General features: G+C 63.7%; 18 protein-coding genes and 2 rRNA genes. 11 read left to right on the top strand and 9 right to left on the bottom strand.

Annotated elements, in window-relative coordinates; translation table 11 throughout:
• Nucleotides 1-292 precede the first annotated feature (292 nt).
• A complete protein-coding gene (locus tag EDD25_RS12030; protein WP_134173483.1) occupies nt 293-766 on the top strand; it encodes a hypothetical protein in 474 nt (157 codons plus the stop codon).
• A 3-nt stretch (nt 767-769) separates the two neighbouring features.
• Here EDD25_RS12030 and EDD25_RS12035 read toward each other — a convergent pair whose 3' ends face one another.
• Nucleotides 770-1,723 carry a DNA-3-methyladenine glycosylase family protein gene (locus EDD25_RS12035; protein ID WP_241986497.1) on the bottom strand — a complete coding sequence of 318 codons (954 nt, stop codon included), beginning with the start codon at nt 1,721-1,723 and terminating at the stop codon, nt 770-772.
• A gap of 137 nt (nt 1,724-1,860) precedes the next feature.
• Here EDD25_RS12035 and EDD25_RS12040 point away from each other — a divergent pair, with 137 nt between their 5' ends.
• Nucleotides 1,861-2,730: an MTAP family purine nucleoside phosphorylase gene (locus EDD25_RS12040; protein WP_241986495.1), complete on the top strand. Its 870-nt coding sequence runs from the start codon at nt 1,861-1,863 to the stop codon at nt 2,728-2,730.
• A complete protein-coding gene (locus EDD25_RS12045) occupies nt 2,727-3,788 on the top strand; it encodes an NAD-dependent epimerase/dehydratase family protein (protein WP_134173484.1) in 1,062 nt (353 codons plus the stop codon). The genes EDD25_RS12040 and EDD25_RS12045 overlap by 4 nt, the downstream gene beginning before the upstream one ends.
• Before the next feature lie 63 nt (nt 3,789-3,851).
• Here the strand turns inward: EDD25_RS12045 and EDD25_RS12050 are convergent, their stop codons facing one another.
• Both EDD25_RS12050 and EDD25_RS12055 read right to left on the bottom strand, forming a co-directional pair.
• Nucleotides 3,852-4,829: a sensor histidine kinase gene (locus tag EDD25_RS12050; RefSeq protein ID WP_134173485.1), complete on the bottom strand. Its 978-nt coding sequence runs from the start codon at nt 4,827-4,829 to the stop codon at nt 3,852-3,854.
• Nucleotides 4,826-5,626, bottom strand: a complete 801-nt coding sequence (locus EDD25_RS12055; RefSeq protein WP_241986493.1) for a response regulator transcription factor — start codon at nt 5,624-5,626, stop codon at nt 4,826-4,828. The genes EDD25_RS12050 and EDD25_RS12055 overlap by 4 nt, the downstream gene beginning before the upstream one ends.
• 102 nt (nt 5,627-5,728) lie before the next feature.
• Between EDD25_RS12055 and EDD25_RS12060 the strand changes: the two genes are divergently transcribed.
• From EDD25_RS12060 to EDD25_RS12070, 3 genes are read left to right on the top strand one after another with little or no spacing between them, the layout of a single operon-like run.
• On the top strand, nt 5,729-6,397 hold the full coding sequence (locus EDD25_RS12060; protein WP_134173486.1) for a glycosyltransferase family 2 protein: 669 nt from the start codon (nt 5,729-5,731) through the stop codon (nt 6,395-6,397).
• Nucleotides 6,394-7,083, top strand: a complete 690-nt coding sequence (locus EDD25_RS12065; protein WP_134173487.1) for a TIGR04282 family arsenosugar biosynthesis glycosyltransferase — start codon at nt 6,394-6,396, stop codon at nt 7,081-7,083. Before EDD25_RS12060 ends, EDD25_RS12065 begins: the two co-directional genes overlap by 4 nt.
• Complete coding sequence (locus EDD25_RS12070) at nt 7,061-7,765, top strand: class I SAM-dependent methyltransferase (protein ID WP_134173488.1); 705 nt, start codon at nt 7,061-7,063, stop codon at nt 7,763-7,765. Before EDD25_RS12065 ends, EDD25_RS12070 begins: the two co-directional genes overlap by 23 nt.
• On the opposite strand, the gene EDD25_RS12075 is transcribed toward EDD25_RS12070, so the two are convergent.
• Together EDD25_RS12075 and EDD25_RS12080 are read right to left on the bottom strand one after the other, a co-directional pair.
• A complete protein-coding gene (locus EDD25_RS12075; RefSeq protein WP_134173489.1) occupies nt 7,714-8,226 on the bottom strand; it encodes a hypothetical protein in 513 nt (170 codons plus the stop codon). The two genes, EDD25_RS12070 and EDD25_RS12075, sit on opposite strands and share 52 nt — an antisense overlap.
• On the bottom strand, nt 8,223-9,332 hold the full coding sequence (locus EDD25_RS12080) for a molybdopterin-dependent oxidoreductase (RefSeq protein ID WP_243834556.1): 1,110 nt from the start codon (nt 9,330-9,332) through the stop codon (nt 8,223-8,225). The genes EDD25_RS12075 and EDD25_RS12080 overlap by 4 nt, the downstream gene beginning before the upstream one ends.
• A 276-nt stretch (nt 9,333-9,608) precedes the next feature.
• On the opposite strand from EDD25_RS12080, the gene EDD25_RS12085 reads away from it, so the two are divergent.
• Entirely contained in the window at nt 9,609-11,015 is a 1,407-nt protein-coding gene (locus EDD25_RS12085) for a glycosyltransferase family 87 protein (protein WP_134173491.1), read from the top strand.
• Between the two features lie 207 nt (nt 11,016-11,222).
• Here the strand turns inward: EDD25_RS12085 and EDD25_RS12090 are convergent, their stop codons facing one another.
• From EDD25_RS12090 to EDD25_RS12105, 4 genes are all read right to left on the bottom strand, one after another.
• Entirely contained in the window at nt 11,223-12,704 is a 1,482-nt protein-coding gene (locus tag EDD25_RS12090) for an HNH endonuclease signature motif containing protein (RefSeq protein ID WP_134173492.1), read from the bottom strand.
• 147 nt (nt 12,705-12,851) lie between these two features.
• Nucleotides 12,852-14,438: a glycosyltransferase family 39 protein gene (locus EDD25_RS12095; protein ID WP_134173493.1), complete on the bottom strand. Its 1,587-nt coding sequence runs from the start codon at nt 14,436-14,438 to the stop codon at nt 12,852-12,854.
• A 142-nt stretch (nt 14,439-14,580) separates the two neighbouring features.
• Complete coding sequence (locus EDD25_RS12100; protein WP_134173494.1) at nt 14,581-15,267, bottom strand: hypothetical protein; 687 nt, start codon at nt 15,265-15,267, stop codon at nt 14,581-14,583.
• 251 nt (nt 15,268-15,518) lie between these two features.
• Complete coding sequence (locus EDD25_RS12105; RefSeq protein WP_134173495.1) at nt 15,519-15,965, bottom strand: metallopeptidase family protein; 447 nt, start codon at nt 15,963-15,965, stop codon at nt 15,519-15,521.
• Between the two features lie 171 nt (nt 15,966-16,136).
• Here EDD25_RS12105 and EDD25_RS12110 point away from each other — a divergent pair, with 171 nt between their 5' ends.
• From EDD25_RS12110 to EDD25_RS12125, 4 genes are all read left to right on the top strand, one after another.
• The gene (locus EDD25_RS12110; protein WP_134173496.1) at nt 16,137-16,370 is read left to right on the top strand and encodes a DUF3499 family protein; all 234 of its coding nucleotides are present in this window, start codon (nt 16,137-16,139) and stop codon (nt 16,368-16,370) included.
• 329 nt (nt 16,371-16,699) lie between these two features.
• Nucleotides 16,700-18,187, top strand: a complete 1,488-nt coding sequence (gene ahcY / locus EDD25_RS12115) for an adenosylhomocysteinase (RefSeq protein ID WP_134173497.1) — start codon at nt 16,700-16,702, stop codon at nt 18,185-18,187.
• Nucleotides 18,188-18,907: 720 nt separating this feature from the next.
• A 16S ribosomal RNA gene (locus tag EDD25_RS12120) occupies nt 18,908-20,442 on the top strand.
• A 478-nt stretch (nt 20,443-20,920) separates the two neighbouring features.
• Nucleotides 20,921-24,047 (top strand): 23S ribosomal RNA (locus EDD25_RS12125).
• Together the 16S and 23S rRNA genes form the textbook arrangement of a ribosomal RNA operon.
• Nucleotides 24,048-24,155: the final 108 nt, after the last annotated feature.

The raw sequence follows: 24,155 nt of genomic DNA on the forward strand, positions 1-24,155 counted from the left end.
CGGCGCCAGCAGCAACGATACGAGGGTTGACCTGTTTGCAGAGGGGAGCACGTCGACCCCGGGGTCGACGGGCGGCGGCAGTGGCGGGTCCAACGGGAGTGGCGGCGGGAGGAACGCCGCGGGGAACGCCGGGGGGAACGCCTCGGCTCCCTCACCCGTCTTTGTCCCCGCGAAGTTTGGGATGGGGGGTTCTTTTGGCAAGCCGGAGCCGGAGCTGGTGCTGGTGCCGGTTCCAGTGGCGGTGACGCCGGTGCCGGGGTGTGCCACGTGCACGGCGCCGACGATCACGAGCGTGAGTGATCTTGTTGGATTTGCCCCGTTTGCACCGACACAGTCGATGGAACCCAATGGTTTGGCTCTTGTGGGGTTGGCAGCCAATTTTGTGGGTGCGGCATCGGTTCATGTGGTGTCGGGCACGTTGCTGGGCAGCACGGCTGAGGTCCGGTTCACTCCGGTCGCTTTTCATTGGGATTTCGGTGATGGTGGCGGGCGTACGTCGGGGTCGGGTGGGGCGTCGTGGGAAGACCTGGGCGTTCCGGAGTTCTCGGATACGGACACGAGCCACATTTATGATGTGCGCGGTGATTTCGTGGCTGGCGTCACCGTGGAGTACTCGGCGGAGTATCGAGTGGGTGGTGGCGCATGGACTGCGGTGTCGGGCACGTTGTCTGTGGCGGCAAACCCTCTGCCGGTGGCGGTGCGGCACATCAAGACGGTGCTCGTGGCACACGATTGTCTTCAGAACCCCGCCGGTGTCGGCTGCTAGTGCTCAGTGGCGGCGGTGGTCAACGAAGGACATTTTGGGACCGTGCCGGGGCTTCTGTGCGGTACCGCTCGCTTCGAGCAGCCGCACGACGCGATAGCGGTGCGGTCGCCATTTCTCCATCGCCTCCACCATCTGCTCGTCGGTGAGGGGCCGCCCAAAGAGGGAATGTCCGATGATGCCGGCCAAATGGAAGTCACCCACCGCCAGGGCGTCAGCATCCCCGAATGCTCGCTGCGCAACCTCAGCGGCGGTCCACGCGCCAATGCCGGGCACGACGCGCAGGCGAGCGGATGCATCCGCTGTGCTCAGCAGCGTGGCGGCCTCGAGCTGGCGGGCGAGGCCGAGACACACCTGCACAATGCCGGCGCGGCGCGGATCGACGCCGGCCTTGTGCCATTCCCACGAGGGGATGAGCTGCCACGCTCGAGTGGAGGGGACGACCCTCATGTTCAGTGGCGCCGGACCCGGAGCCGGCGTGCCGTAGGCGTTAACGAGCCGACGCCAGGACGCAGTCGCCTGCACGCTGATCACCTTTTGCTCGAGCACTGCGGGGATGAGCGACTCCAGGACCCGGCCGGTGCGCGGGATGCGCAATCCCGGCCACCGTCGGTGCGCGTCGCTCAGCCGTGCATCACCGGGCAGGAAACTCGAGGGATCGTCGAGGGCACCGACCATCTCCGGCGCGGCATCCACCGCGGCATGGGCGCCGAGGCCCCATGACTCACACCGGATTGTGTGTAATCCCGTCTGGGTGAAGCGCAGCGAAGCGGGGCCGTCGTTTGTGAGGGACGTGCGCCACAGCGCGCCGTCCGCGGCCACACCGTGAGTGGGGTCGAACGCGCCGTGGCGCAGGCTCGAGAGGGTGAGGGCGAGACTTGTCGCAAACGGTGCCTCCCAGGTGGAGGAGGCGTCCGGGCGCTGAGCCGACTTGTCGGGGTGTGGCGGGGAGGCAGCCATGATGTCCTTCGAATCTTCCCTTCAAGGATAGGCACGCGCACCGAAACAAACACGTTCCCCGACCCTCAAAAGGAGATGGAGGGGTGACCCGGCGTGAAAGACTGGATTCACGCAATTTCGACTTCCGGGAGCCATCTGTGACCATCACCACCCCCGCGAAAGCGGAGGTCGCCGTCATCGGCGGCTCGGGACTGTACAAGCTCTTCGACTCGAGCCTGTCCACCACGCACGAGATCGACACTCCCTACGGAACGGTGCAGGTCACCATCGGTGAGCGCGCGGACCGCACGGTTGCCTTTCTCCCGCGGCACGGCACCGGGCACAGCGAAGCACCGCACCTCATCAACTACCGCGCCAACATTTGGGCTCTCGCCTCGGTCGGCGTGCGCGCCATCATCTCGTCCGCGGCTGTCGGCGGCGTGAGTCCGGAGTACCCGCCGGGAATGCTCGTCGTGACCGACCAGTTCATCGATCGCACCACGGGACGCGCCGACACCTTCTTCGACCAGGGCTCAGTGCAGCACCTGGCCGCAGCCGACCCCTTCGACCCCACCCTGCGCCGCATCGCCATTGAGGCGCTCACGGCGCTCGGCGAAGATTTTGCGCCCACCGGCACCGTCGTCGTCATCCAGGGCCCGCGCTTCTCCACCCGAGCGGAATCCACCTGGTTCCGCTCCATCGGCGCCCATATCGTCAACATGACGCAGTATCCCGAAGTGGTCCTCGCCGCCGAGCTCAACATGGGCACCGTCAACCTGTCCTTTGTCACCGATGCGGATGCTGGACTGGCCCCGCTCGAAACCGCCGAGGCCGTCTCGGCATCCCTCGTGTTTCACCGGTTGAGGACGGCGCAACCGCGCATCCTCACGGCGATCGACGCGATTCTTCGGGGGCTGCCCGAGAACTTCGAACCACGTGAACTCGTGGCCAGTGCCGAGGTGAGCGCCGCGTTGGCGCGCGGAGTTGTCGGTAGCGCTCCGGTATTCGCTGTCTCGGACGCAGAATGACGCACCTTCTCGTCACAGGGGGAGCGGGCTTTATCGGCGGCGCCATCGTGGAGCAGGCCCTCGACCGAGGCTGGCGCGTGCGCGTGCTCGATTCGCTGCGTTCTGACGTGCACGGAGCGCCGCCCACGATCGACTCGCGAGTCGATTTCATTCAGGGTGATGTCACCAACCCCGACGATGTGGCGGCCGCTCTCGTCGGCATCGACGTTGTCTGCCACCAGGCCGCCAAGGTCGGTCTCGGCGTGGACTTCGCGGACGCCCCCGACTACGTCATGAGCAATGAGGTGGGCACGGCCGTGCTCCTCGCGGCGATGGCTGTCGCCGGCATCGACCGGCTGGTTCTCGCGTCGTCGATGGTCGTCTACGGCGAGGGCAGCTACCTCGGGCGCCACGGCCCGGCCAGGCCCGGCCCCCGTCGCGCGATCGATCTCGAGGCCGGCCGCTTTGACCCGGTCGATGAGATCACCGGCGATCGCCTGCACCCGGCCCTGATCTCCGAAGACGACCCGCTCGACCCCCGTAATGTCTATGCCAGCACGAAGCTCGGCCAGGAATACCTCGCCACCTCGTGGGCCCGATCGACCGGCGGACGAGTCATTGCGCTGCGGTACCACAACGTCTACGGTCCGGGCATGCCGCAGAACACGCCCTACGCCGGTGTCGCGTCGCTTTTTCGGTCGGCGTTGGAACGCGGCGAAGCCCCCACAGTGTTCGAGGACGGTGCCCAGCGCCGCGATTTTGTGCACGTGCGCGACATTGCATCCGCTAACCTCACAGCCGTCGACTTCACGGCGCACGCCCCGGCCGAGTTGTTTCGCCCGTTCAACGTGGGCAGCGGAACCGTTCACACCATCGGTGAAATGGCCGAGGCGCTGAGCGCCGCGGCGCACGGTCCCGCACCGGTGGTCACGGGCGAGTACCGCCTGGGTGATGTGCGCCACATTACGGCGTCTTCCGAGCGTTTGCGCCGGGAATTAAAGTGGATGCCGGCCGTCACATTCGAAGACGGCGTGCGTGAGTTCGCCTCGGCTCCCCTCCGGGCCGCGGTACAGCGGTAGGAGAGCCGAAGGTTGCGGATCGCTCCGGCGACCGTGCAACCGGCCGGGAGAGTGAGGGCCGGGTCAGGCGAAGGTGGGGGCTGTCACGTCTGTGGCGACGGGCAGCAGCACCTCGAAGCGACAACCCTCGTTGGTGTTCACCACGGACACCTCTCCGTGGTGCGCCCGCACAATTCCCTGCACAATGGCGAGGCCGAGCCCCGCGCCGCCGGTCGGCAGGCCGGGCGCGGCCGGGGTGCGCGGCTCACTGGCTCTCCACCCGGCCTCGAAGACACGCGGGAGGTCCTGCTCGGAAATGCCGCCCGCGAAATCGAGCACGGCGATCGACGCTAGCCCGCGGTCGTGACGGGTGGCCGACACAACGATGGGACTGCCCGGCGGCGAATGCTGGATGGCGTTCATCACCAGGTTGCCCACCACCCGGGACAGCTCTCGGGGGTCGGCGAGGATGGAGAGGCCTCTCTCGCCCTCAAACCGGAGGTCAAGCCATTTCGCGGTCGCCACCGGCGCGAGTTCCGCCACCGTGTCACTGATCAGGTCGTAGAGCGACACCTGCTCGAGGGAGAGGCGAAGCGTTCCAGCGTGAATGCGTGACAGCTCGAACAGGTCGTCGACCATGCCGGTGAGCTGGTCAACCTGCCCACGAATCTGCCGGTAGTACCGCACCGGGTCGGGCGCCATGCCGTCTTCGAGCGCTTCGGCCATCGCACGGATGCCGGCGAGCGGCGTGCGCAGATCGTGCGAGATCCACGACGCGAGTTCCCGCCGGCTTGCCTCGACCCGCACCTCGAGTTCCCGCGCCTCGGCGAGCTGACCGGCCGTGCGCGCAAGTTCCGCACGCGTCTCGGCCAACGCCACAGAGTCGGTGTCGATGTCGGCGATGCTCGTGGGAGCCGGCGCAAACGGGCGCGAAGCGGTCACCGCCTCCCGAGAGCGGATGCGCCGCGCCCCCACCACCAGCGCCACGAGAGCCAGCGCGGCGAGCAGGCACGCGCCGAGGAGGGCGACGGTGGCAATGGTCGCCAGGTCGCCCGGAGTCATCCGCCGGGTCCTGCCGGGGATGTGGACGACACGGGTCCCGTGGGCGAGAAGGGCACGGCGCCCTGGCCCGTCGGCACTGGATCGAAGCGGTAACCCACGCCCCACACGGTGTTGAGCAATTGGGGGTGCGCGGGGTCGGCCTCGATCTTCTCGCGCAGGCGGCGCACGTGCACCGTCACCGTGGAGAGGTCACCGAACTCCCAACCCCACACCAAGCGCAGGAGGTCTTCGCGACTGAGCACCTTTGACGGGCGCCAGATGAGGTAGGCGAGCAGGTCGAACTCCCGACCGGTGAGCACAAGCGCCACGCCGCGCAGCCGTACTTCGTGCGCCGACAGGTCGAGCGTGAAATCCCCGGCCGACATGACACCCTCCGGAATGTTTTCCTGGCCGGTGCGGCGCAGCACGGACTGCACCCGCAACACCAGTTCCCGCGGAGAGAATGGCTTGGTGAGGTAGTCATCGGCACCGGCCTCCAGGCCCTCGATGCGGTCCTGTTCCTCTCCGAGCGCGGTGAGCATGATGATGGGTATCGACCACGAAGCTCGGATGCGGCGGCACACCTCGATGCCGTCCAGCAGGGGGAGCATCCGATCAAGAATCACGAGGTCGGGCCGCATCGCCTCGGCCTGTTGTAGGCCACTGGGACCATCGGTGGCCGAATTCACCTCGAAATCGGCCGCCCGCAGGTAACGACACACCACTTCGGACACCATCTGGTCGTCGTCGATCACGAGGATACGGCGCCCGGCAAGCGCATCGGCGCGCGCGGATCCAAAGTACTGGGAGGGTGTCACCCCCTCAGGATAGGTCAGATGATGTCGCGTTTTTAGGACCAATTCAGGTTCCGTACCGCGGCTAACAGTGTTTCACCAGATCTTCCCACCTAAAGTCGAGCTATGACTCAGACACGGGTAGATGTGGTGTTCCCCTGCCTGAACGAAGCCGGCGCGCTGCCGTGGGTGCTCTCTCGATTGCCAAGGGGGTACCGGGCCATCGTGGTGGACAACGGTTCAACGGACGGGTCCGCCGACGTGGCCCTGGAGTATGGCGCAGTCGTGGTGCACGAGGCTCGCCGCGGATTCGGTGCCGCCGCACACGCCGGGCTCCTGCACTCCACCGCCCCCATCACGGCGTTCTGCGACGCCGACGCCTCCATGGACCCGCACGATCTGCCCCGCCTCGTGGGTCCGATCGAGGCCGGAACCGACGATTTGATGCTCGGGCGCCGCCGCCCCACCACGCGCGGTTCGTGGCCCGTGCACGCGCAAATAGCAAATACCTATCTTTCTTGGCGACTGCGCCGAATAACGGGCGTGACCATCCACGACCTGGGCCCCATGCGGGCCGCCCGGCGCGAAGCGCTACTGTCCCTTGACCTGCAAGACCGTCGCAGCGGCTATCCGCTCGAGATGTTCCTCCGCGCCGCCGACGCGCGCTGGCGCATCCGGGAGATCGACACCCCGTACGCTCCGCGAGTGGGGCGCAGCAAGGTGACGGGCACCGTTCGTGGAACGATCACGGCGATCGCCGACATGTCCAGGCTGCTGCGGGAGACGGCCTCATGACCGTTCTCGTTGTCATCGCCAAGGAGTGCCTGCCGGGCCGGGTCAAGACCCGGTTGCACCCGCCCCTGAGTCTTGAGCAGGCCGCCCTGCTCGCCGCCGCAAGCCTCGACGACACCCTCACTGCCGTCGCGAGCCTGCCCGCAACCCGCCGCGTGCTCGCCTTCGACGGCGACATCCCGCCGGCCGCGGCTGCGGGCTGGGAGATCCTGCCCCAGGTGAGCGGCAGCCTCGACGAGCGTCTCGCCGCCATCTTCGACACATTCGACGAGCCAACCGTGCTCATCGGCATGGACACCCCCCAGGTGACCGCCGAACTCCTCGCGCCGGTCTTCGCGTCCGATGCTGAAACGGATGCCTGGCTCGGCCTCGCCGAAGACGGCGGCTTCTGGGCGCTCGCCATGAACAAGCCCAACGGTGCCCTGATCCTCGGCGTGCCCATGTCCCGCGGCGACACGGGCGCCCACCAACTCGACCGCCTCACCGATGCTGGCCTGCGCGTGAGCCAGCTGCCTCCGCTCGTCGACGTGGACACGATCGACGACGCCCATTTCGTGGCGGCCGCGGCACCCCACGGGCACTTCGCAGTTACCCTCGCTACGATTCTCGACGCCACCCGAATCCTGCCCCTCTTGCCCGGCACCTCGCCCCGAAGGGATCACGTCGATGACTCTCGAATCCGCCCGTGACTACGGGGTGCCCGTGCAGACCGACGCCGCCTTCGGCGGCGGCGGCGCTGAACCGTATGCCGAGGCCCTTCTCGGCGCGTCGAACGTGTTGTACCTGCACGGAGTGCGCTCACCGGAAGGGTCCGGCGTGTTCGCTATGAATGCCGGCCGGTGGAGCGCCGATGCCGACGCCACCGATCTCTCGCTGCTCGCGGGTGCAGCCTCACCGGTGCTCGACATCGGCTGCGGTCCCGGCCGCATGGTGCGCGCGGCAACGACGCTCGGCCTGTCGGCCGTGGGCGTTGACGTGTCAGTGACGGCCGTGCGCATCGCGATCGCCGCCGGACTCACCGTGCTCAACCGCTCGGTCTTCGACCCGATCCCGCTTGAGGGCACCTGGGAAACCCTGCTGCTCGTGGACGGCAACATCGGTATCGGCGGCGATCCCCGGGCGCTCATGCGCCGGTGCGCCGCCCTGCTCGCCAGCGGGGGACTACTCGTCATTGAGGTGAGCGCCGACCCCGATCACGAGCTCAGTTATGAGGGCACGCTTGAAGATGCCCAGGGGCGCCGCAGCGCACCATTCCCGTGGTCCGAAATCGGTGCCAGGGCACTGGGACCGCACGCCGAAATGGCCGGTCTGCGCCTGGCTCAGGAGTGGCGCGTGTCGGGCCGCTCGTTTGTGCGCTTCGTGCGCGAGTAGAGCCACGCGGAGATCCCTGCGGCGAGCACGGCAAGCACCAGCCAGAAGATGGCCAGGTTGAGTCCGTAGTTGAGGGGCAGAACGGTGGGGTTGGCTGGCCTGTAATTGATGGCCACGATCGCGGGAACGACGATGAGCGACACGATCGAACCCACCACGATGAAGCCCTGAACCACAACGACGACGGTTCCGCCAACTCGCTGGCCGCCCCGGCGCAGCAGTATGCCGATCAGCAGCACGATCGGGGCCAGAATCGCGTCGTGCAGAACGGTCGCGGCGATGATCCACAGGGCCACGCCCGGCAGCCTCGTCACGCGCACCGTGTCGAGCATCACGTAGGCACCCCAGGCCAGCAGGCCAACGCCCAGTACAATCAGCCCCCAACGGATGCCGCGCATCACGCGCGTCTCCTCGACCTCCGGTGCCAGGGCGCCCCTGTCGGTACTCAGCTGATCGCTCATGCGTCTATTGCCTCGATTCGGCTGAGCCATTTGGTTTGCAGTACGCCGGGGCGACCCGGTGCGATCATGCGAGCGGGATAGCCGTGCTCAAGGTGGAGCGTGTCCCCGTTGAGTTCAAGCGCCACGAGGGTGAGCGGGTCGCGCACGTATTCGTGGCCCATCTGCGTTTTGCTGAAACTTCCACGCTCTTCGAGGCTGATCAGGCGGAACGAGGTGCCGGCATCCGCTCCCACCGTGTCGGCGAGATCCATCAGCCGTACGCCGCGCCAGGTGGCCATTTGACTCCAGCCCTCCACGCACGCGATCGGCAGTCGCACCTCGGTCTGCTCCATGGCGAGCAGTTGCGCACGCGTGAACCGGTGTTCCGTCCCGGCGTACACGACCGTGAGGGCCCAGCCGGCGTCCATGGCGACCTCCGCTACCTTGGCCTGTGTGGAGGTGCGGTTCACGGGCACGCCCTGCGGGCCGAGGCCCTTCTTGCGGGGCGCGAACACGTTCGTAGCGTCGAGGGGTGTGAAGGTCTGGCCGGCGGTGAGGCCCACAACCGCGGTGACGCCAACGGCCACGGTGGTGAGGAAGCCACGGCGACTCACTCGGCTTGGGGTGGCGGGGGTCGCGTCAATATAGTCGAGCAGGCGTCCGGTGATTCCGCCGGGGCGCGAGCTGCCCCACAGACGCACCTCTTCGAGATTCCTGGACCGGTCGGGGGATGCGGCTTCGGAGAGATGCTCGGGTTCGCTGGCGTCTGGCGCCTTGCGCCAGTACCGAGTGATGAGCGGGAGTTTCACCCCGATGTGAATGACCAGCAGGCCGATGAGCACCCAGCCGAGCGCGAAGTGCACCTGACGAAACGGGAACGGCCACGGATACCACTGGTAGGTGTTGAGCAGGCCGATGACGATCTGCACGAGCGATATTCCCACGAACAGGGCGATGGAGGTGCGCTCGAGAAAGTTCGCGAACGACTTCACCGGCGGCCACGCGAAGAGCGCGGGAAACACGATGTAGAGCTTGGCGAGCAGCAGCGGGAAACACGCGATTCCGGCGACGATATGCGTGCCCTGGGTGAACTGGTACAGATACGCGGGGCGGGTTGCGAAGTGCATGCCGGGGAGTGGCTGCTGCAAAAAATGGCTGTACAGACCGGTACCGAAGCAGAGGAGGAAGGCGGCGCCCAAGAGCCGCCCGATGACCGTGGCCATTCGGGGGTTTCGCACCGGCGACGCCAATGCTCGCTGGGCCTCGTACATCAATCGCCGCATATAACCAGTTCACACTACGCGCGCGCCCCAGGAGGGAGGAAAACATTACGGTGGGGTGACGGGCCGCGCGCACCGCGTCGCGTGTATCCGCTGACGTCGGAAGTCGGCAAGGATGACAGTGTGCGAATTGTCCTGGTCTCCGTGCTCCTCCTGCTGAGCACTGCCCTCACTGGCTTCACGGTTCTCACCTATGACAACTTCCGGCCGAATCCGGATTCGGCCGCGCTCATTGTATGCACGGGACTGTTGTGGCTTCTGTTCGTTCTTGCCCTGCTCGCGCTGCGCGGGGTCAGTGGGCGAGCCGTGGTGGTGCTTGTTCTCGTGGGCTCGGCTGCAATTGGCGGTGCCGCCATGGTGGGCCCGCCGAACACCAGCACCGATTCCGCCCGCTACGCCTGGGACGGCATCGTGCAGAACGCCGGCATCTCTCCGTACGCGTATCCGCCCACCGATGAACGACTGGACACGCTGCGCCCCGACTGGCTGTTCCAGGAGCCGGTCATAAACCAGCGCGGAGACGCCGTGTGCCCGGGGGAACGCATCCAGCGAGCACACAAGGATCAATCCGGTGAGCTGTTCTGCTCGGCGCTGAACCGCTCAAACGTTCCCACCATCTATCCGCCAGCGAGCGAGATCTTCTTCGCGGGGGTGCGGGCCATCGCTGGGCCGACCGCGCAATACTGGCCGCTCCAGCTCACGGGGTTGTTGCTGAGCGTGGGCACGACGGTGATGCTGCTGCTCGGGATGACGCGGCGGGGCATTGATCTTCGCTGGGCGGCAATCTGGGCGTGGTGTCCGCTCGTGGCCACCGAAGCGGTCAATAACTCCCACGTTGACATGCTCGGCGTGGTGTTCACGCTCGCGGCCGCCTTCTTCGTCAGTTCCGGCCGCCACTGGAGGGGCGGAATAATGCTCGGCATCGCCATCGGCACCAAACTTATCCCGGTGATCGCTGCACCCGCCATGCTGCGTCACCGGGGGTGGAAGGTGATCATCGCCTCGATTGTCACCTTCGGGCTGCTGTACGTGCCCTATGTGCTCGCCACGGGTATTGGTGTGCTCGGCTATCTGCCCGGCTACCTCAGCGAGGAGGGCTACCAGGACGGCTCGCGGTTCGCCCTGGTCTCCCTTTTTGCGCCCGGTGAGGCGGCGATCGTCGTCGCCGGGGTGCTGCTCGTCGGGATCGCACTGACCGTGTTCTTCACCACCAACCAGGCGGAGCCGTGGGTGGGCCAGCTCGTCATGATCGGCAGCACGCTGCTCATTGTCAGCCCGCGCTACCCCTGGTATGCCCTGCTGATGCTGCCGTTCATCGCCCTGAGCGGTCGATGGGAGTGGCTCATGGTTCCGCTCGCGCTCAGCCTGCGCCTGCTGGAACCCATGCCGGAAGTGACCCAGGTGGCGATGGCGCTCGCCGCAATCGTGATCGTGGTTGTGTCCCTGCTCCGCGCCGGACCGGGTGCCACCGGGCGCTTCTTGCGCGCCCCGGGGGCCTGGTTGAACCGGCGCGCTTCGGCCAGGTCCTGACCGACCGCTTCTGCCGCCTCTCCCACCACCGCGCCTGAGGCACCACCCCTCCGTCGGCGCACCGCCACCGCGCCCGAGTGGGGTGGCCGCTACGCCGAATCAGTAGTCCCCTCCGATTTCAGGGGCGGCCGCGAGCAGGATCGCGCGCTAGACGTACCCGGCCACGGCGTTGGTGATGCGGCCGCTCAGTGCGATGTCGCGCTCGTTTCACGCGCGTGGTTGCAGCGGCGACCCCAACTTCAGCGGCGATTTGCTCGCCAGGCGGATGGGCGTTCGGGTGGGGTCGGCCGCCGGTGGTGGGATCAGCCAGTACTCGGTGCCGGTGCGGGTGATCTCCCATAGGTCGTTGTGCAGGCGGAGGTGATCGCGGGCGCAGAGCAGGATGCCATCCTCAAGGTTGGTCAGGCCGCCGTCGGCGTTCCAGTCGTGCAGGTGATGCGCTTCGGAGTAGCTCGGTGGTCGGTGGCAGTCGGGCCACCTGCAGCCGCCGTCGCGGAGCGCCAGTGCCGCGCGTTGCGCCCGCGTGAAGAGCCGCTGTTCGCGTCCGACGTCGAGCACCGTGCCGTCTCGACTGAACAACACGGGAGTGAAGCCGGAATTGCACACCACTCGGTCGATCGTGGCCGACGGGGCCGCGTCCGGGGATCCTTCGATGAACCCGTTTCCCCAAGCCAGCGGGCCCGGAGCAGGCACTGCGGCCGTGGGTTCCGGTGCCGGCGCCTCGGTGACGACGAGTTTGACGGAGGGGCGGATGCGGCCGAACAGTGTGCCGGGGTCGGCGGCCGCGGCGACCTTGATCACCTCGATCAGAGCCTCCGCGGCGATCTGCTCCGTTGACCGCGGGTCGGCGATGATGCGCTGGGCCCGCTCCTTCTCACCCTTCTCCACAAACCGCGGCCCACCTTGGCGCGGGCCGGTGATCTGCAACAGAAAGTCCTTGAAATACGACCCGTTCTCCGGATCCAGTTCGAAGCTCCCGTGCAGCATCCCGTCGGGCTTGTCCCAGACCCGGAGGTATTGACGGGCTCGCATGGCGTCGGCGCGGGAGGCGATGCCAGCGGCATCAATGGAGTCCCGGCACTGCCGCGCCACCTTCGCCGCCTGGTCCGCGTTCACGGTGCGGCACTCGGCGATCAGGGCGACGACCGCGTCGGCGAGCATCTCATCGGTCACCCCGATCGCCGGTTCACCGAGGCCCCGGCGGATGGCCGTGGCGGCGTCGGTGCTGAGGGTTCCGTCGGTGACGGCGGTGCCGAGCGGGGCAAACCAGGGCACGTGCACGTCCACCGGCGGCGCCTCCGGGAGCTCCCGGGCCATTAAGTCCGCTTGTTCCTGTCGGTTCCGGGCGATTTCGGCTTGCGTGGCCATGGTGCCGGCCTCGATCAGGCGGCGGGCATCGGCTTTGGTGCTGCCGCCGCCACCGCCCAAGGCCTGCACGTAGTCCTCTGCGCTGGCGTAGCCCTTCTTGCGCGCGAGACCCTCGCGGCCGAGGGTCCAGTCGGAGCGGGAGGCGACGTTCGCCGCCGACAGTGCGACGTACTTGGCGACCTCGCGAGCGAGCTGCGCGATGGCCCGGTGGGTGTTCTCCGACTCGTCGTCGGACAACTCCGCGAAAGACGCCGCGGATATACCTGACCGGGCCAGCGACCCGGTCAGATCAACGAAAACACCGTCAATGGTGGTTGTCATGAAACAAGTGTGACAGCACCCACCGACACTGAGCCGACGGCCGATCAGGGCCCTCGCCTCGTCATCGCCAGTGAAGCACCCGGGCGCCCGGACCTCATGTCGGCATCCGGGTCAGGGCTAAAGTACCGACGTCATGTCCGGGGAGATCTAGCGAACGTACCGCAGCACGTTGACGCCGGTCAGGTGCCATTCCTGATCCACGTGCAGGCCGAGCGCGGCGAGCTTCGCGGTGACGCTGGGGCGCCAGTCCTGTTTGTCGCTCGTGACGAGCCACACTTCGTCCTTGCCGTCGAAACGGTCTGTCACCTGGGCCAGGGAGTACTGGTCCGCCCACAGCGTGCCGGCCTCGGCCCCAGCTGTCTTGAGGTTCACGTCCACGAGTCCCTTGAACGCGTCCGGGTACGAAAGCGCGATAAGGCGTGTGGTCGCCGCCGGGTGGTGTCGCACCGGGCCGTAAATAATGGCGCCGGTGGCCGGGTGAGTCCCGCGCGAGGTCGCCACCAGGGTAGCGACCTCGCTCCACGATGATTCCTGCTTGGCCTCGGGCAGCCGCTGGGCAACGTATTGGGGTGCGGCGAGGGCCACGAGCACCGCGAGGGCGAGAACGTGCAGCCACGTACGGCGAAGGGCGCCGAGCGCCACGCCCATGAGCAGGGCCACGGCGGGCGCACCGAACGTGAGGTAGCGGGGGGAGTAGAGGGGTGAGGCCAGCAGGGAGGCCACGATGAGACCCACGGTCGGAACGACGATCCACGGCACCGCGATGGCCAGCAGGCTCGGCGTCGATGACACGGGCCGCGCGCGCGCGCGGGTGCGCCGAGCGGCGCGAACGAGCAGAGCCACGCCCGCGATCACGAGGCTCCACCCGGCCACGGCGAACGCCGGGTTCAGGGCAAACCACTGCCACACGACAACGTCGATCAGCGTCTGGCTGCCGATCGGGGGAATCCAGCTCACCTGCTTGCTCTGTGAGGAGACGGCCAGGGCGAAGGGTAGGAGCAGCGCGCCAGCGCCAACGGATGCCCCGAACCAGCCGAGCAGGCCGACGCGGGTGGTGCGCCGCAGCGGCGTCGTCCCGTCGGAGCGGCGCTGGGCAAGCCCTGTCCACACCGCGGTCGCGCCGTGTGCCACCACGAGAAGTGCAAGGTAGAGGAAGACCCCGGTGCTGACGACCGCGAGGGCCCAGTAGAGCGCCCACCAGCGAGCACGCACCGCTCGGGGCGCGGCGCCGCGGCGCCACGCGGCGAGGAAGACGAGGGTGAGCAGAACGGCAAAGGTCGTGCCGAGGGCGAAAGACCGACCCTCCTCACCAGCCCACGTGACGCGGGGCAGCACGCTGAAGGCGAGCCCGGCGAGGATGGCCGTGCGACGGGAGGTGAAGGAACCCGCGAGCCACACGGTCAGTGCGGCGGCGAGGCCGGTGAAGATCGCGGAGGGAAGCCGCAGGGTGAAGGGGGAATAGGGCACGAGGTCGAACCACACGTGCATCGCCGCGTAGTAGACGCCGTGTACGAGGTCGACGCTGCTCAGCATTCGAAGCAGCTCGGGCCAGCTCCGGGTCGCCGAGGTGATCGTGGCGGCCTCATCGAACCAGATCGAGGGCACCCAGGAGAATGACATGGAGAGGATGAGGGCGATTGCGCCCACGACGGCTGCATCCCTCATGCGCGCTCCGCGGAACCGGCGTGCGGTCAACGCACGCAGAGTCCGGGCGGTCTCGAGGGATGCCGTCATGGTCTGGGTCCTTGCTGTGTTTGCGAGGTTGTGCACCCACGAGAATAGCCCGACGCAGCTGACATCTGGCCGGGCGCCGGGCGCCGGGCGTGAAAGAGGGGGCCCGTCGCGGTGTGCGACGGGTCCCCTTCGGGTGATCGGGTTATTTCGTGGCGACGGTGATGGTGGCGATGCCGACGAGGAGCTGGTCGGCGACGGCGTCGGTGTTGAAGGTGGAGTTCAGCAGGCCGGCGGCTTCGGAGGAGATGTGAACGGTGGTGCCGGTGAGGATGGCGTTGTCGCCGTCCATCTGGAGGGGCTTGAGGGTTCCGCCGTAGAGGTTGAAGAGAAGAACCTGGGTGGCGGCGGATTCGCCGTTGACGCTCACGTCGCCGAAGAGCTCCGAGGTTCCCGGGTCGATGGTGAAGTTGGTCAGTTCGACAACCGTGTCGCCGGCGGTCAGCGAGAAGCCGGAGCCCTCGTGCTCCAGTGAGCCCTGGACGTAGGGACGAACGGTGCCGTTCGGGTCGTAGTAGTCAACGTTTCCGCCGGTGATGGGGAAGTGCAGGCTTCCCTCTTCGAGCGTCGCGGTGCCCACGGTGCCCGGGTTCAGGCCCAGGGTGCCAAGAGCGGCAGCGAAGTCAGCGTCGAGCAGAACCGCGGTGTCCACACCGGAGAGGCTGGGGATCGAGGCGAGGGGTGCTTCGGCGGTCGGGGCGCTGGACGAGCTCGAGCCGGAACCTGAACCGGACTCGGCGGCGGTTGTGGTTCCCGTGGAGCAGGCGGCGAGACCGGCAACGAGAATTCCAGCGGAAGCGAGGCTGATGAGGGTCTTGGAAAAAGTACGCATGACGGGGGTGTCCTTGTCTGAGTGGCTGTGATTGTTTGGGATGGTGATGAGCTCTGCATGGTGTTCGGACTCATCCCCGAAAAGGTTTGGAACAAGTTCGTTCCGTCGCCATTCCGCCACCAAACACAGCAAACACTCAGCCACAAACCCCGCAACCACGCGGAACTGCCACCCTGCCCGCGTGGCCCGGGCGCACGCATCCGCTCGAGCCGCCGGAGGGCAGGTGGCGGTTCGAGCAGGGAGGTGAGCGCCTAGAAGTGGCGGAAGCGATCGGGAGCGAGCTCCCAGGGATCCTTGCCGAGCAGCTCGGCAATTCCGCGAAATACGCAGGTCTCGATGATCATGCGCTGGTGCAGCTCGTCGTTGTAGTGCAAGCGGGAGAGCCGCTGAATGGGCAGGCGATAAAAAACCACCCGGCGAGATGCGGGGGAGACCTTCCAGCGTTCGACGCCCACGTCAGCGACCACGGAGTGTGGGCCGGCGGCGGTTTCAAAGACGGCCCCGGCGAGTTCGTCCGGCCATACGCCCCGCAGGTATTCCACCGTTGACGCCACCGTCATGTCGAATAGATCGATGCGCGTGCGCAACGGGGGCAGAAAGGGTCCGGTCGCCGAGCTGCGCACACCGCGTCCGTGACGGTCGCGACCGCGACCGCGAACCGTGGGTTCAGGGATGGCGGAACGGCGGGATCTGGACATGCGCCCATCCTACTTCTGCCACCGCAGAGCATCCCTGAAGTTCCATTGAAAAGACGGACACGCACGAATTTCTTTTCTCGTCGGAAAAAAGTACGGCCAGGGTGGGTGCCGATATTCCCAGATGAGGGGGCGCGGCCGTGATCTACCCCTGGACGCCGCTAGCCTGAAGGTATGTCTAATCGGCCGTGCTCTCGAATCGCCTGCGGCAAACCCTCCGTAGCCACGCTGACCTTTGACTATGCCGATTCGATGGCGGTTCTCGGCCCGCTGGCGATCGAGCACGACCCGCACAGCTTCGACCTGTGTGACCGTCACTCCGCACGAACGACCGCGCCCCAGGGCTGGCAGCTCGTGCGCCATCGCGTCTTCACCGACCAGGCTGGCGCGGCAGGTTCCGCGACCTGACCGTCCCACAACTGCCTCGCCTCTGGGGCAGCTTCGGAGGACGCGCGCGCCGCTGGACGGTGACGCTGTGCAGCGCGTCGACGAGTCTCGTCGGGGTGCCGCATTCGTCGCCGTCGCCGTCGCCGTCGTGATGTTCGGGGCCGCCCGCCGCGCACCCGCGGCCCCGGCGTGGTTCAGGCTCCCGCTCCCGAGCTGGCCCTCGTGTAAAACGCTGGGAGCGCGGGTTCAAGCGGATGCCCGTGGCCGGAACCCAGCCCCTCGCATCCGCTCATGCCGACAATCTGCGTCATGTTCCGTCACCAGCCGGAAGAGACTGGCAGGATAGGGCCATGACTGTCGCCTCGCCGTCCACATCCGCTGCCTTCAGGTACAAGATCGCCGACATCTCGCTCGCCGAGGCCGGTCGGCACCAGCTCCGCCTCGCTGAAAACGAGATGCCGGGCCTGATGGCCCTTCGCACCGAATTCGGCGAATCGAAGCCGCTTGCCGGTGCCCGCATCGCCGGCTCGCTGCACATGACCGTGCAGACGGCGGTGCTCATCGAAACGCTCGTGGCGCTCGGCGCCCAGGTGCGCTGGGCAAGCTGCAACATCTTCTCCACCCAGGACGACGCGGCCGCCGCTATCGCGGTTGGCCCGACCGGAACGGCGGATGCCCCGGCTGGCGTGCCCGTATTCGCCTGGAAGGGCGAGACACTCGTGGAATACTGGTGGTGCACCACCCAGATCTTCGACTGGAGCGATGAAGCCGCCGCGGCGGGGGAGACGTGGACCGGGCCGAACCTCATCCTCGATGATGGCGGCGACGCCACGATGCTCGTACACAAGGGCCGAGAATTTGAGCAGGCGCGAGCCGTTCCCGCCGACTCGGATTCCGACAGCCAGGAGTACGGTGTGATCCTCGCTGCCCTGCGCGTGTCTCTTGCCGCCTCGTCGGATCGCTGGACCGGGGTGGCCGCCGACCTGCTCGGCGTCACCGAGGAGACCACCACGGGAGTGCACCGCCTGTATGAGCTCGCAGCGGGCGAGTCCCTGCTGTTCCCGGCGATCAACGTGAACGACTCGGTCACCAAGAGCAAGTTCGACAACAAGTACGGCATTCGGCACTCGCTCCCGGATGGCCTCAACCGCGCGACCGACGTGCTGATCGGGGGCAAGGTTGTGTTCGTCGCTGGCTATGGGGATGTGGGCAAGGGAGCCGCCGAGGCGCTCAAGGGCCAGGGCGCCCGCGTGATCGTGAGTGAGATCGACCCGATCAACGCGCTCCAGGCCGCGATGGACGGGTTCCAGGTGGCCAGGCTTGAGTCCGTGGTCGAAGATGTGGACATCTTCGTGAGCGGCACCGGTAACTTCAACGTCATCCGTACCGAGCACATGCTGCGCATGAAGCACCTCGCCATCATCGCCAATGTGGGTCACTTCGACAATGAAATCGACATGGCTGCCCTTGAGGTGCTGGCCGGTGCCGAGAAGGTACAGATCAAACCACAGGTCGACGAGTGGCGACTGCCGAGTGGGCGCAGCATCCTTGTTCTCTCCGAGGGGCGCCTGATGAACTTGGGCAACGCCACCGGCCACCCCTCCTTTGTGATGAGCAATTCCTTCACGAACCAGGTTCTCGCGCAGATCGAGCTGTACTGCTACCCGGAGAAGTACCCGGTGGGTGTGTACGTGCTGCCCAAGTACCTCGACGAGAAGGTGGCGCGTCTGCACCTCAACGCCCTCGGTGTGGAACTGACCGTGCTCTCACCCGAACAGGCCGACTACCTCGGCATCCCGGTTGACGGCCCGTACAAGGTCGATCACTACCGCTACTAACGGGTGCGGGCCGGCACCGCGCCCGTTTTCGGTGGGCGCTACGCCGGTTACCGTAGCGGCTCCCGATTTCGGGGGCGGCGACGGATGCCCGGGGCGTTTGGGGCGGCGGCGCGCCCGGGATGTGGGTAAATGGGTGTGGATTTGCGGCGTGTGGGGAATGGCCGTAATGTCTTCTAAGTCACCCCACAGGTGCGGAAAGCTGCTTAGCTTTTCGGCCTCATGCGGGACCATCTCGACGCCGTGAAGACAGCCGTTGTTCATCTTGTATGAATGTTGTCTCGTGGTTTAGAATTGTAAGTCTTCCATCTCGCTGGTTTCCTGGTCTGAGTCGTGGGTTTTGTGGTGTGCTTCGGCGGCCTGGAACGTGCGTTTCGCTCGACTTGACAGCGGCGAGCAGGGTGGCTAAGTTAGACAAGTTGCCTCAGCGAGATAGCCCATTAGGGTTCGAAGCTGGGTGCGTCCGATCCTTGAGAACTCAACAGCGTGCACAATGTCAAATGCCAAAAACCTCGTGGTTGTTGTATCCGTTTCTAGCGGGTGCGCAGCTAAGAGATTCCTTTGGAATAACAATTGAAGTCGTGGTTAATGACCACGCAAAATAACAAAAGCAAGTCAGTAATGATTTGTTCTTGCTAGTTTCAAACTTGCAGTTTCTTCGCCTATTCCGGCGGGTTTCTGCACTAGATGGGCACCTGGTTTCGACTGGGGAGCTATTCAACATTTACGGAGAGTTTGATCCTGGCTCAGGACGAACGCTGGCGGCGTGCTTAACACATGCAAGTCGAACGGTGATGAGGAGCTTGCTTCTCTGATCAGTGGCGAACGGGTGAGTAACACGTGAGCAATCTGCCCTTGACTCTGGGATAACTGCGGGAAACTGTAGCTAATACCGGATACGACCTTGGAAGGCATCTTTCTTGGTGGAAAGAATTTTGGTCAAGGATGAGCTCGCGGCCTATCAGCTAGTTGGTGAGGTAATGGCTCACCAAGGCGACGACGGGTAGCCGGCCTGAGAGGGTGACCGGCCACACTGGGACTGAGACACGGCCCAGACTCCTACGGGAGGCAGCAGTGGGGAATATTGCACAATGGGCGCAAGCCTGATGCAGCAACGCCGCGTGAGGGACGAAGGCCTTCGGGTTGTAAACCTCTTTTAGTAGGGAAGAAGTGACTGGGTTTTCCTGGAAGTGACGGTACCTGCAGAAAAAGCACCGGCTAACTACGTGCCAGCAGCCGCGGTAATACGTAGGGTGCAAGCGTTGTCCGGAATTATTGGGCGTAAAGAGCTCGTAGGCGGTTTGTTGCGTCTGCTGTGAAAACCCGAGGCTCAACCTCGGGCCTGCAGTGGGTACGGGCAGACTAGAGTGCGGTAGGGGAGATTGGAATTCCTGGTGTAGCGGTGGAATGCGCAGATATCAGGAGGAACACCAATGGCGAAGGCAGATCTCTGGGCCGTAACTGACGCTGAGGAGCGAAAGCATGGGGAGCGAACAGGATTAGATACCCTGGTAGTCCATGCCGTAAACGTTGGGAACTAGATGTGGGGACCATTCCACGGTCTCCGTGTCGCAGCTAACGCATTAAGTTCCCCGCCTGGGGAGTACGGCCGCAAGGCTAAAACTCAAAGGAATTGACGGGGGCCCGCACAAGCGGCGGAGCATGCGGATTAATTCGATGCAACGCGAAGAACCTTACCAAGGCTTGACATATACCGGAAACGGCTGGAAACAGTCGCCCCGCAAGGTCGGTATACAGGTGGTGCATGGTTGTCGTCAGCTCGTGTCGTGAGATGTTGGGTTAAGTCCCGCAACGAGCGCAACCCTCGTCCTATGTTGCCAGCACGTAATGGTGGGAACTCATGGGATACTGCCGGGGTCAACTCGGAGGAAGGTGGGGATGACGTCAAATCATCATGCCCCTTATGTCTTGGGCTTCACGCATGCTACAATGGCCGGTACAAAGGGCTGCAATACCGTAAGGTGGAGCGAATCCCAAAAAGCCGGTCTCAGTTCGGATTGAGGTCTGCAACTCGACCTCATGAAGTCGGAGTCGCTAGTAATCGCAGATCAGCAACGCTGCGGTGAATACGTTCCCGGGCCTTGTACACACCGCCCGTCAAGTCATGAAAGTCGGTAACACCCGAAGCCGGTGGCCTAACCCCTTGTGGGAAGGAGCTGTCGAAGGTGGGATCGGTGATTAGGACTAAGTCGTAACAAGGTAGCCGTACCGGAAGGTGCGGCTGGATCACCTCCTTTCTAAGGAGCACGTGCATCTCTCCTCTGTATACAGGGAGATCAAAGATGCCAGTCATGCCACGCCGAACGGTGTGGATGGCGCTCATGGGTGGAACATTGACATTGGTATGAGGACGGTCGTTCTCGAGTTAGTACGCTTTCCGGTGTTTACACGGGGGAGTTGGAGGATTCGGGTTCGGAGAGAATTGTATGTGCACGCTGTTGGGTCCTGAGGGACCGGAACATATCGTTGGTCGAGTTTGTTGAGACCGGGTATGAACTGTTCCTCTGGATCCTTTTCTGTTGGCATCAATGGCCGGCAGTTGGGGTACCGCCCGTACTTTGAGAACTACACAGTGGACGCGAGCATCTTAAATTTGACGGACTTTGGTCCGTTGGATTACAAAGATCTATGCACTTATTTATAAGTGCGTGATCATTGGTCAATTTCGATCATCACTTTCGAGTGGTGATACTTAATCGATTCAAACTCATGTGATTTCAAATTTTTAAGAGCAAACGGTGAATGCCTTGGCATGTAGAGCCGAAGAAGGACGTAGTAATCTGCGATAAGCCTCGGGGAGTTGATAAACGAACTGTGATCCGAGGATTTCCGAATGGGGAAACCCCGCCAGGCCCGTAAGGTGACCTGGTGACTCCCGCCTGAATATATAGGGCGGGTAGAGGGAACGTGGGGAAGTGAAACATCTCAGTACCCACAGGAAGAGAAAACAATAGTGATTCCGTTAGTAGTGGCGAGCGAACCCGGATGAGGCTAAACCGATCATGTGTGATAGCCGGTAGGCGTTGCATGGTCGGGGTTGTGGGACTTTTCAGCCGATTCTACCGAATGGCAAGGGTTAGAGCGTTGTATAGACGAACAGGATTGAAAGCCTGGTCATAGAGGGTGCGAACCCCGTAGTCGAAATGCAGTAATCACCCGAAGAGTATCCCAAGTAGCACGGGGCCCGAGAAATCCCGTGTGAATCCGTCAGGACCACCTGATAAGCCTAAATACTCCTACATGACCGATAGTGAACAAGTACCGTGAGGGAAAGGTGAAAAGTACCCCGGGAGGGGAGTGAAATAGTACCTGAAACCGTTTGCTTACAAACCGTTGGAGCCAGTCTGATTCTGGTGACAGCGTGCCTTTTGAAGAATGAGCCTGCGAGTTAGTGATATGTGGCGAGCTTAACCCGAGAGGGGAATGCGTAGCGAAAGCGAGTCTGAATAGGGCGATTCAGTCGCATGTCCTAGACCCGAAGCGAAGTGATCTATCCATGGCCAGGTTGAAGCGACGGTAAGACGTCGTGGAGGACCGAACCCACTTCAGTTGAAAATGGAGGGGATGAGCTGTGGATAGGGGTGAAAGGCCAATCAAACTTCGTGATAGCTGGTTCTCTCCGAAATGCATTTAGGTGCAGCGTTGCGTGTTTCTTGCCGGAGGTAGAGCTACTGGATGGCCGATGGGGCCCAAAAGCTTACTGACGTCAGCCAAACTCCGAATGCCGGTAAGTGAGAGCGCAGCAGTGAGACGGTGGGGGATAAGCTTCATCGTCGAGAGGGAAACAACCCAGACCACCAACTAAGGTCCCAAAGCGCGTGCTAAGTGGGAAAGGATGTGGAGTTGCGCAGACAACCAGGAGGTTGGCTTAGAAGCAGCCACCCTTGAAAGAGTGCGTAATAGCTCACTGGTCAAGTGATTCCGCGCCGACAATGTAACGGGGCTCAAGCACGCCACCGAAGTTGTGGCATTGATATTTTTGGTAAGCCGCCACCTTGTGTGGTTGGTTCAGCCGTGTTGATGGGTAGGAGAGCGTCGTGTGGCCAGCGAAGCGGCGGTGTAAACCAGCCGTGGAGGCTACACGAGTGAGAATGCAGGCATGAGTAGCGAAAGACGGGTGAGAAACCCGTCCTCCGAAAGATCAAGGGTTCCAGGGCCAGGCTAATCCGCCCTGGGTAAGTCGGGACCTAAGGCGAGGCCGACAGGCGTAGTCGATGGACAACGGGTTGATATTCCCGTACTGACGAAAAACCGCCCAAGCTAATCCAGTAATGCTAAGTATCTGAATCCTCTAGCTAATCCCTTCGGGGTGAGGCCAGGGGCCTAGCGTACGACCCGACACTGGTGCGGTTAGCGTATTAACAGGTGTGACGCAGGAAGGTAGCTGAGCCGGGCGATGGTTGTCCCGGTCTAAGGATGTAGGGCGAACGATAGGCAAATCCGTCGTTCATATAGCCTGAGACCCGATGGGTAGCCCGTAAGGGCGAAATCAGTGATCCTATGCTGCCAAGAAAAGCATCGACGCGAGGTTTTAGTCACCCGTACCCCAAACCGACTCAGGTGATCAGGTAGAGAATACTAAGGAGATCGAGAGAATCGTGGTTAAGGAACTCGGCAAAATGCCCCCGTAACTTCGGGAGAAGGGGGGCCTGAGGCGTGAACGGACTTGCTCCGGGAGCGTTCGAAGGCCGCAGAGACCAGTGGGAAGCGACTGTTTACTAAAAACACAGGTCCGTGCTAAGTCGCAAGACGATGTATACGGACTGACGCCTGCCCGGTGCTGGAAGGTTAAGAGGAACGGTTAGCCGCAAGGCGAAGCTGAGAATTTAAGCCCCAGTAAACGGCGGTGGTAACTATAACCATCCTAAGGTAGCGAAATTCCTTGTCGGGTAAGTTCCGACCTGCACGAATGGCGTAACGACTTCCCAGCTGTCTCAACCGCGAACTCGGCGAAATTGCATTACGAGTAAAGATGCTCGTTACGCGCAGCAGGACGGAAAGACCCCGTGACCTTTACTACAGCTTGGTATTGGTGTTCGGTGTGGCTTGTGTAGGATAGGTGGGAGACTGTGAAGCTTGGACGCTAGTTCAGGTGGAGTCATCGTTGAAATACCACTCTGGTCATATTGGATACCTAACTTCGAACCGTGATCCGGTTCAGGGACAGTGCCTGGTGGGTAGTTTAACTGGGGCGGTTGCCTCCTAAAAAGTAACGGAGGCGCCCAAAGGTTCCCTCAACCTGGTTGGTAATCAGGTGTCGAGTGTAAGTGCACAAGGGAGCTTGACTGTGAGACTGACACGTCGAGCAGGGACGAAAGTCGGGACTAGTGATCCGGCAGTGGCTTGTGGAAGCGCTGTCGCTCAACGGATAAAAGGTACCTCGGGGATAACAGGCTGATCTTGCCCAAGAGTCCATATCGACGGCATGGTTTGGCACCTCGATGTCGGCTCGTCGCATCCTGGGGCTGGAGTAGGTCCCAAGGGTTGGGCTGTTCGCCCATTAAAGCGGTACGCGAGCTGGGTTTAGAACGTCGTGAGACAGTTCGGTCCCTATCCGCTGCGCGCGCAGGAAATTTGAGAAGATCTATCCCTAGTACGAGAGGACCGGGATGGACGAACCTCTGGTGTGTCAGTTGTTCCGCCAGGAGCACCGCTGATTAGCTACGTTCGGAACGGATAACCGCTGAAAGCATCTAAGCGGGAAGCCGGCTTCGAGATGAGATTTCCATCCCTTAGGGGGAGAGGCTCGCAGCTAGACTACTGCGTTGATAGGCCGGATGTGGAAGTGGGGACTAAAGACCCATGAAGCTGACCGGTACTAATAAGCCGATAATTTGATAACACTCAGTTTGAAGAAGCTGCTTTAGCGTCCACTATGTGGTTCTCGATGTACGGTCGAGAACAACACCCCACGGTGTCTAATAAACATTGCAGGGGTCTATAACTAAAA

Origin of the sequence: Cryobacterium psychrophilum (genome assembly GCF_004365915.1) — a bacterium.
Taxonomy (GTDB): Bacteria; Actinomycetota; Actinomycetes; order Actinomycetales; family Microbacteriaceae; genus Cryobacterium; species Cryobacterium psychrophilum.

Excerpts from the sequence above, each read along its gene's own strand:
- EDD25_RS12035 (WP_241986497.1), bottom strand. The coding sequence starts at position 1,723 with ATGGCTGCCTCCCCGCCACACCCCGACAAGTCGGCTCAGCGCCCGGAC.
- EDD25_RS12045 (WP_134173484.1), top strand. The coding sequence starts at position 2,727 with ATGACGCACCTTCTCGTCACAGGGGGAGCGGGCTTTATCGGCGGCGCC.
- EDD25_RS12050 (WP_134173485.1), bottom strand. The coding sequence starts at position 4,829 with ATGACTCCGGGCGACCTGGCGACCATTGCCACCGTCGCCCTCCTCGGC.
- EDD25_RS12060 (WP_134173486.1), top strand. The coding sequence starts at position 5,729 with ATGACTCAGACACGGGTAGATGTGGTGTTCCCCTGCCTGAACGAAGCC.
- EDD25_RS12065 (WP_134173487.1), top strand. The coding sequence starts at position 6,394 with ATGACCGTTCTCGTTGTCATCGCCAAGGAGTGCCTGCCGGGCCGGGTC.
- EDD25_RS12070 (WP_134173488.1), top strand. The coding sequence starts at position 7,061 with ATGACTCTCGAATCCGCCCGTGACTACGGGGTGCCCGTGCAGACCGAC.
- EDD25_RS12075 (WP_134173489.1), bottom strand. The coding sequence starts at position 8,226 with ATGAGCGATCAGCTGAGTACCGACAGGGGCGCCCTGGCACCGGAGGTC.
- EDD25_RS12080 (WP_243834556.1), bottom strand. The coding sequence starts at position 9,332 with ATGCACTTCGCAACCCGCCCCGCGTATCTGTACCAGTTCACCCAGGGC.
- EDD25_RS12090 (WP_134173492.1), bottom strand. The coding sequence starts at position 12,704 with ATGACAACCACCATTGACGGTGTTTTCGTTGATCTGACCGGGTCGCTG.
- EDD25_RS12095 (WP_134173493.1), bottom strand. The coding sequence starts at position 14,438 with ATGACGGCATCCCTCGAGACCGCCCGGACTCTGCGTGCGTTGACCGCA.
- EDD25_RS12100 (WP_134173494.1), bottom strand. The coding sequence starts at position 15,267 with ATGCGTACTTTTTCCAAGACCCTCATCAGCCTCGCTTCCGCTGGAATT.
- EDD25_RS12105 (WP_134173495.1), bottom strand. The coding sequence starts at position 15,965 with ATGTCCAGATCCCGCCGTTCCGCCATCCCTGAACCCACGGTTCGCGGT.
- EDD25_RS12110 (WP_134173496.1), top strand. The coding sequence starts at position 16,137 with ATGTCTAATCGGCCGTGCTCTCGAATCGCCTGCGGCAAACCCTCCGTA.
- ahcY (WP_134173497.1), top strand. The coding sequence starts at position 16,700 with ATGACTGTCGCCTCGCCGTCCACATCCGCTGCCTTCAGGTACAAGATC.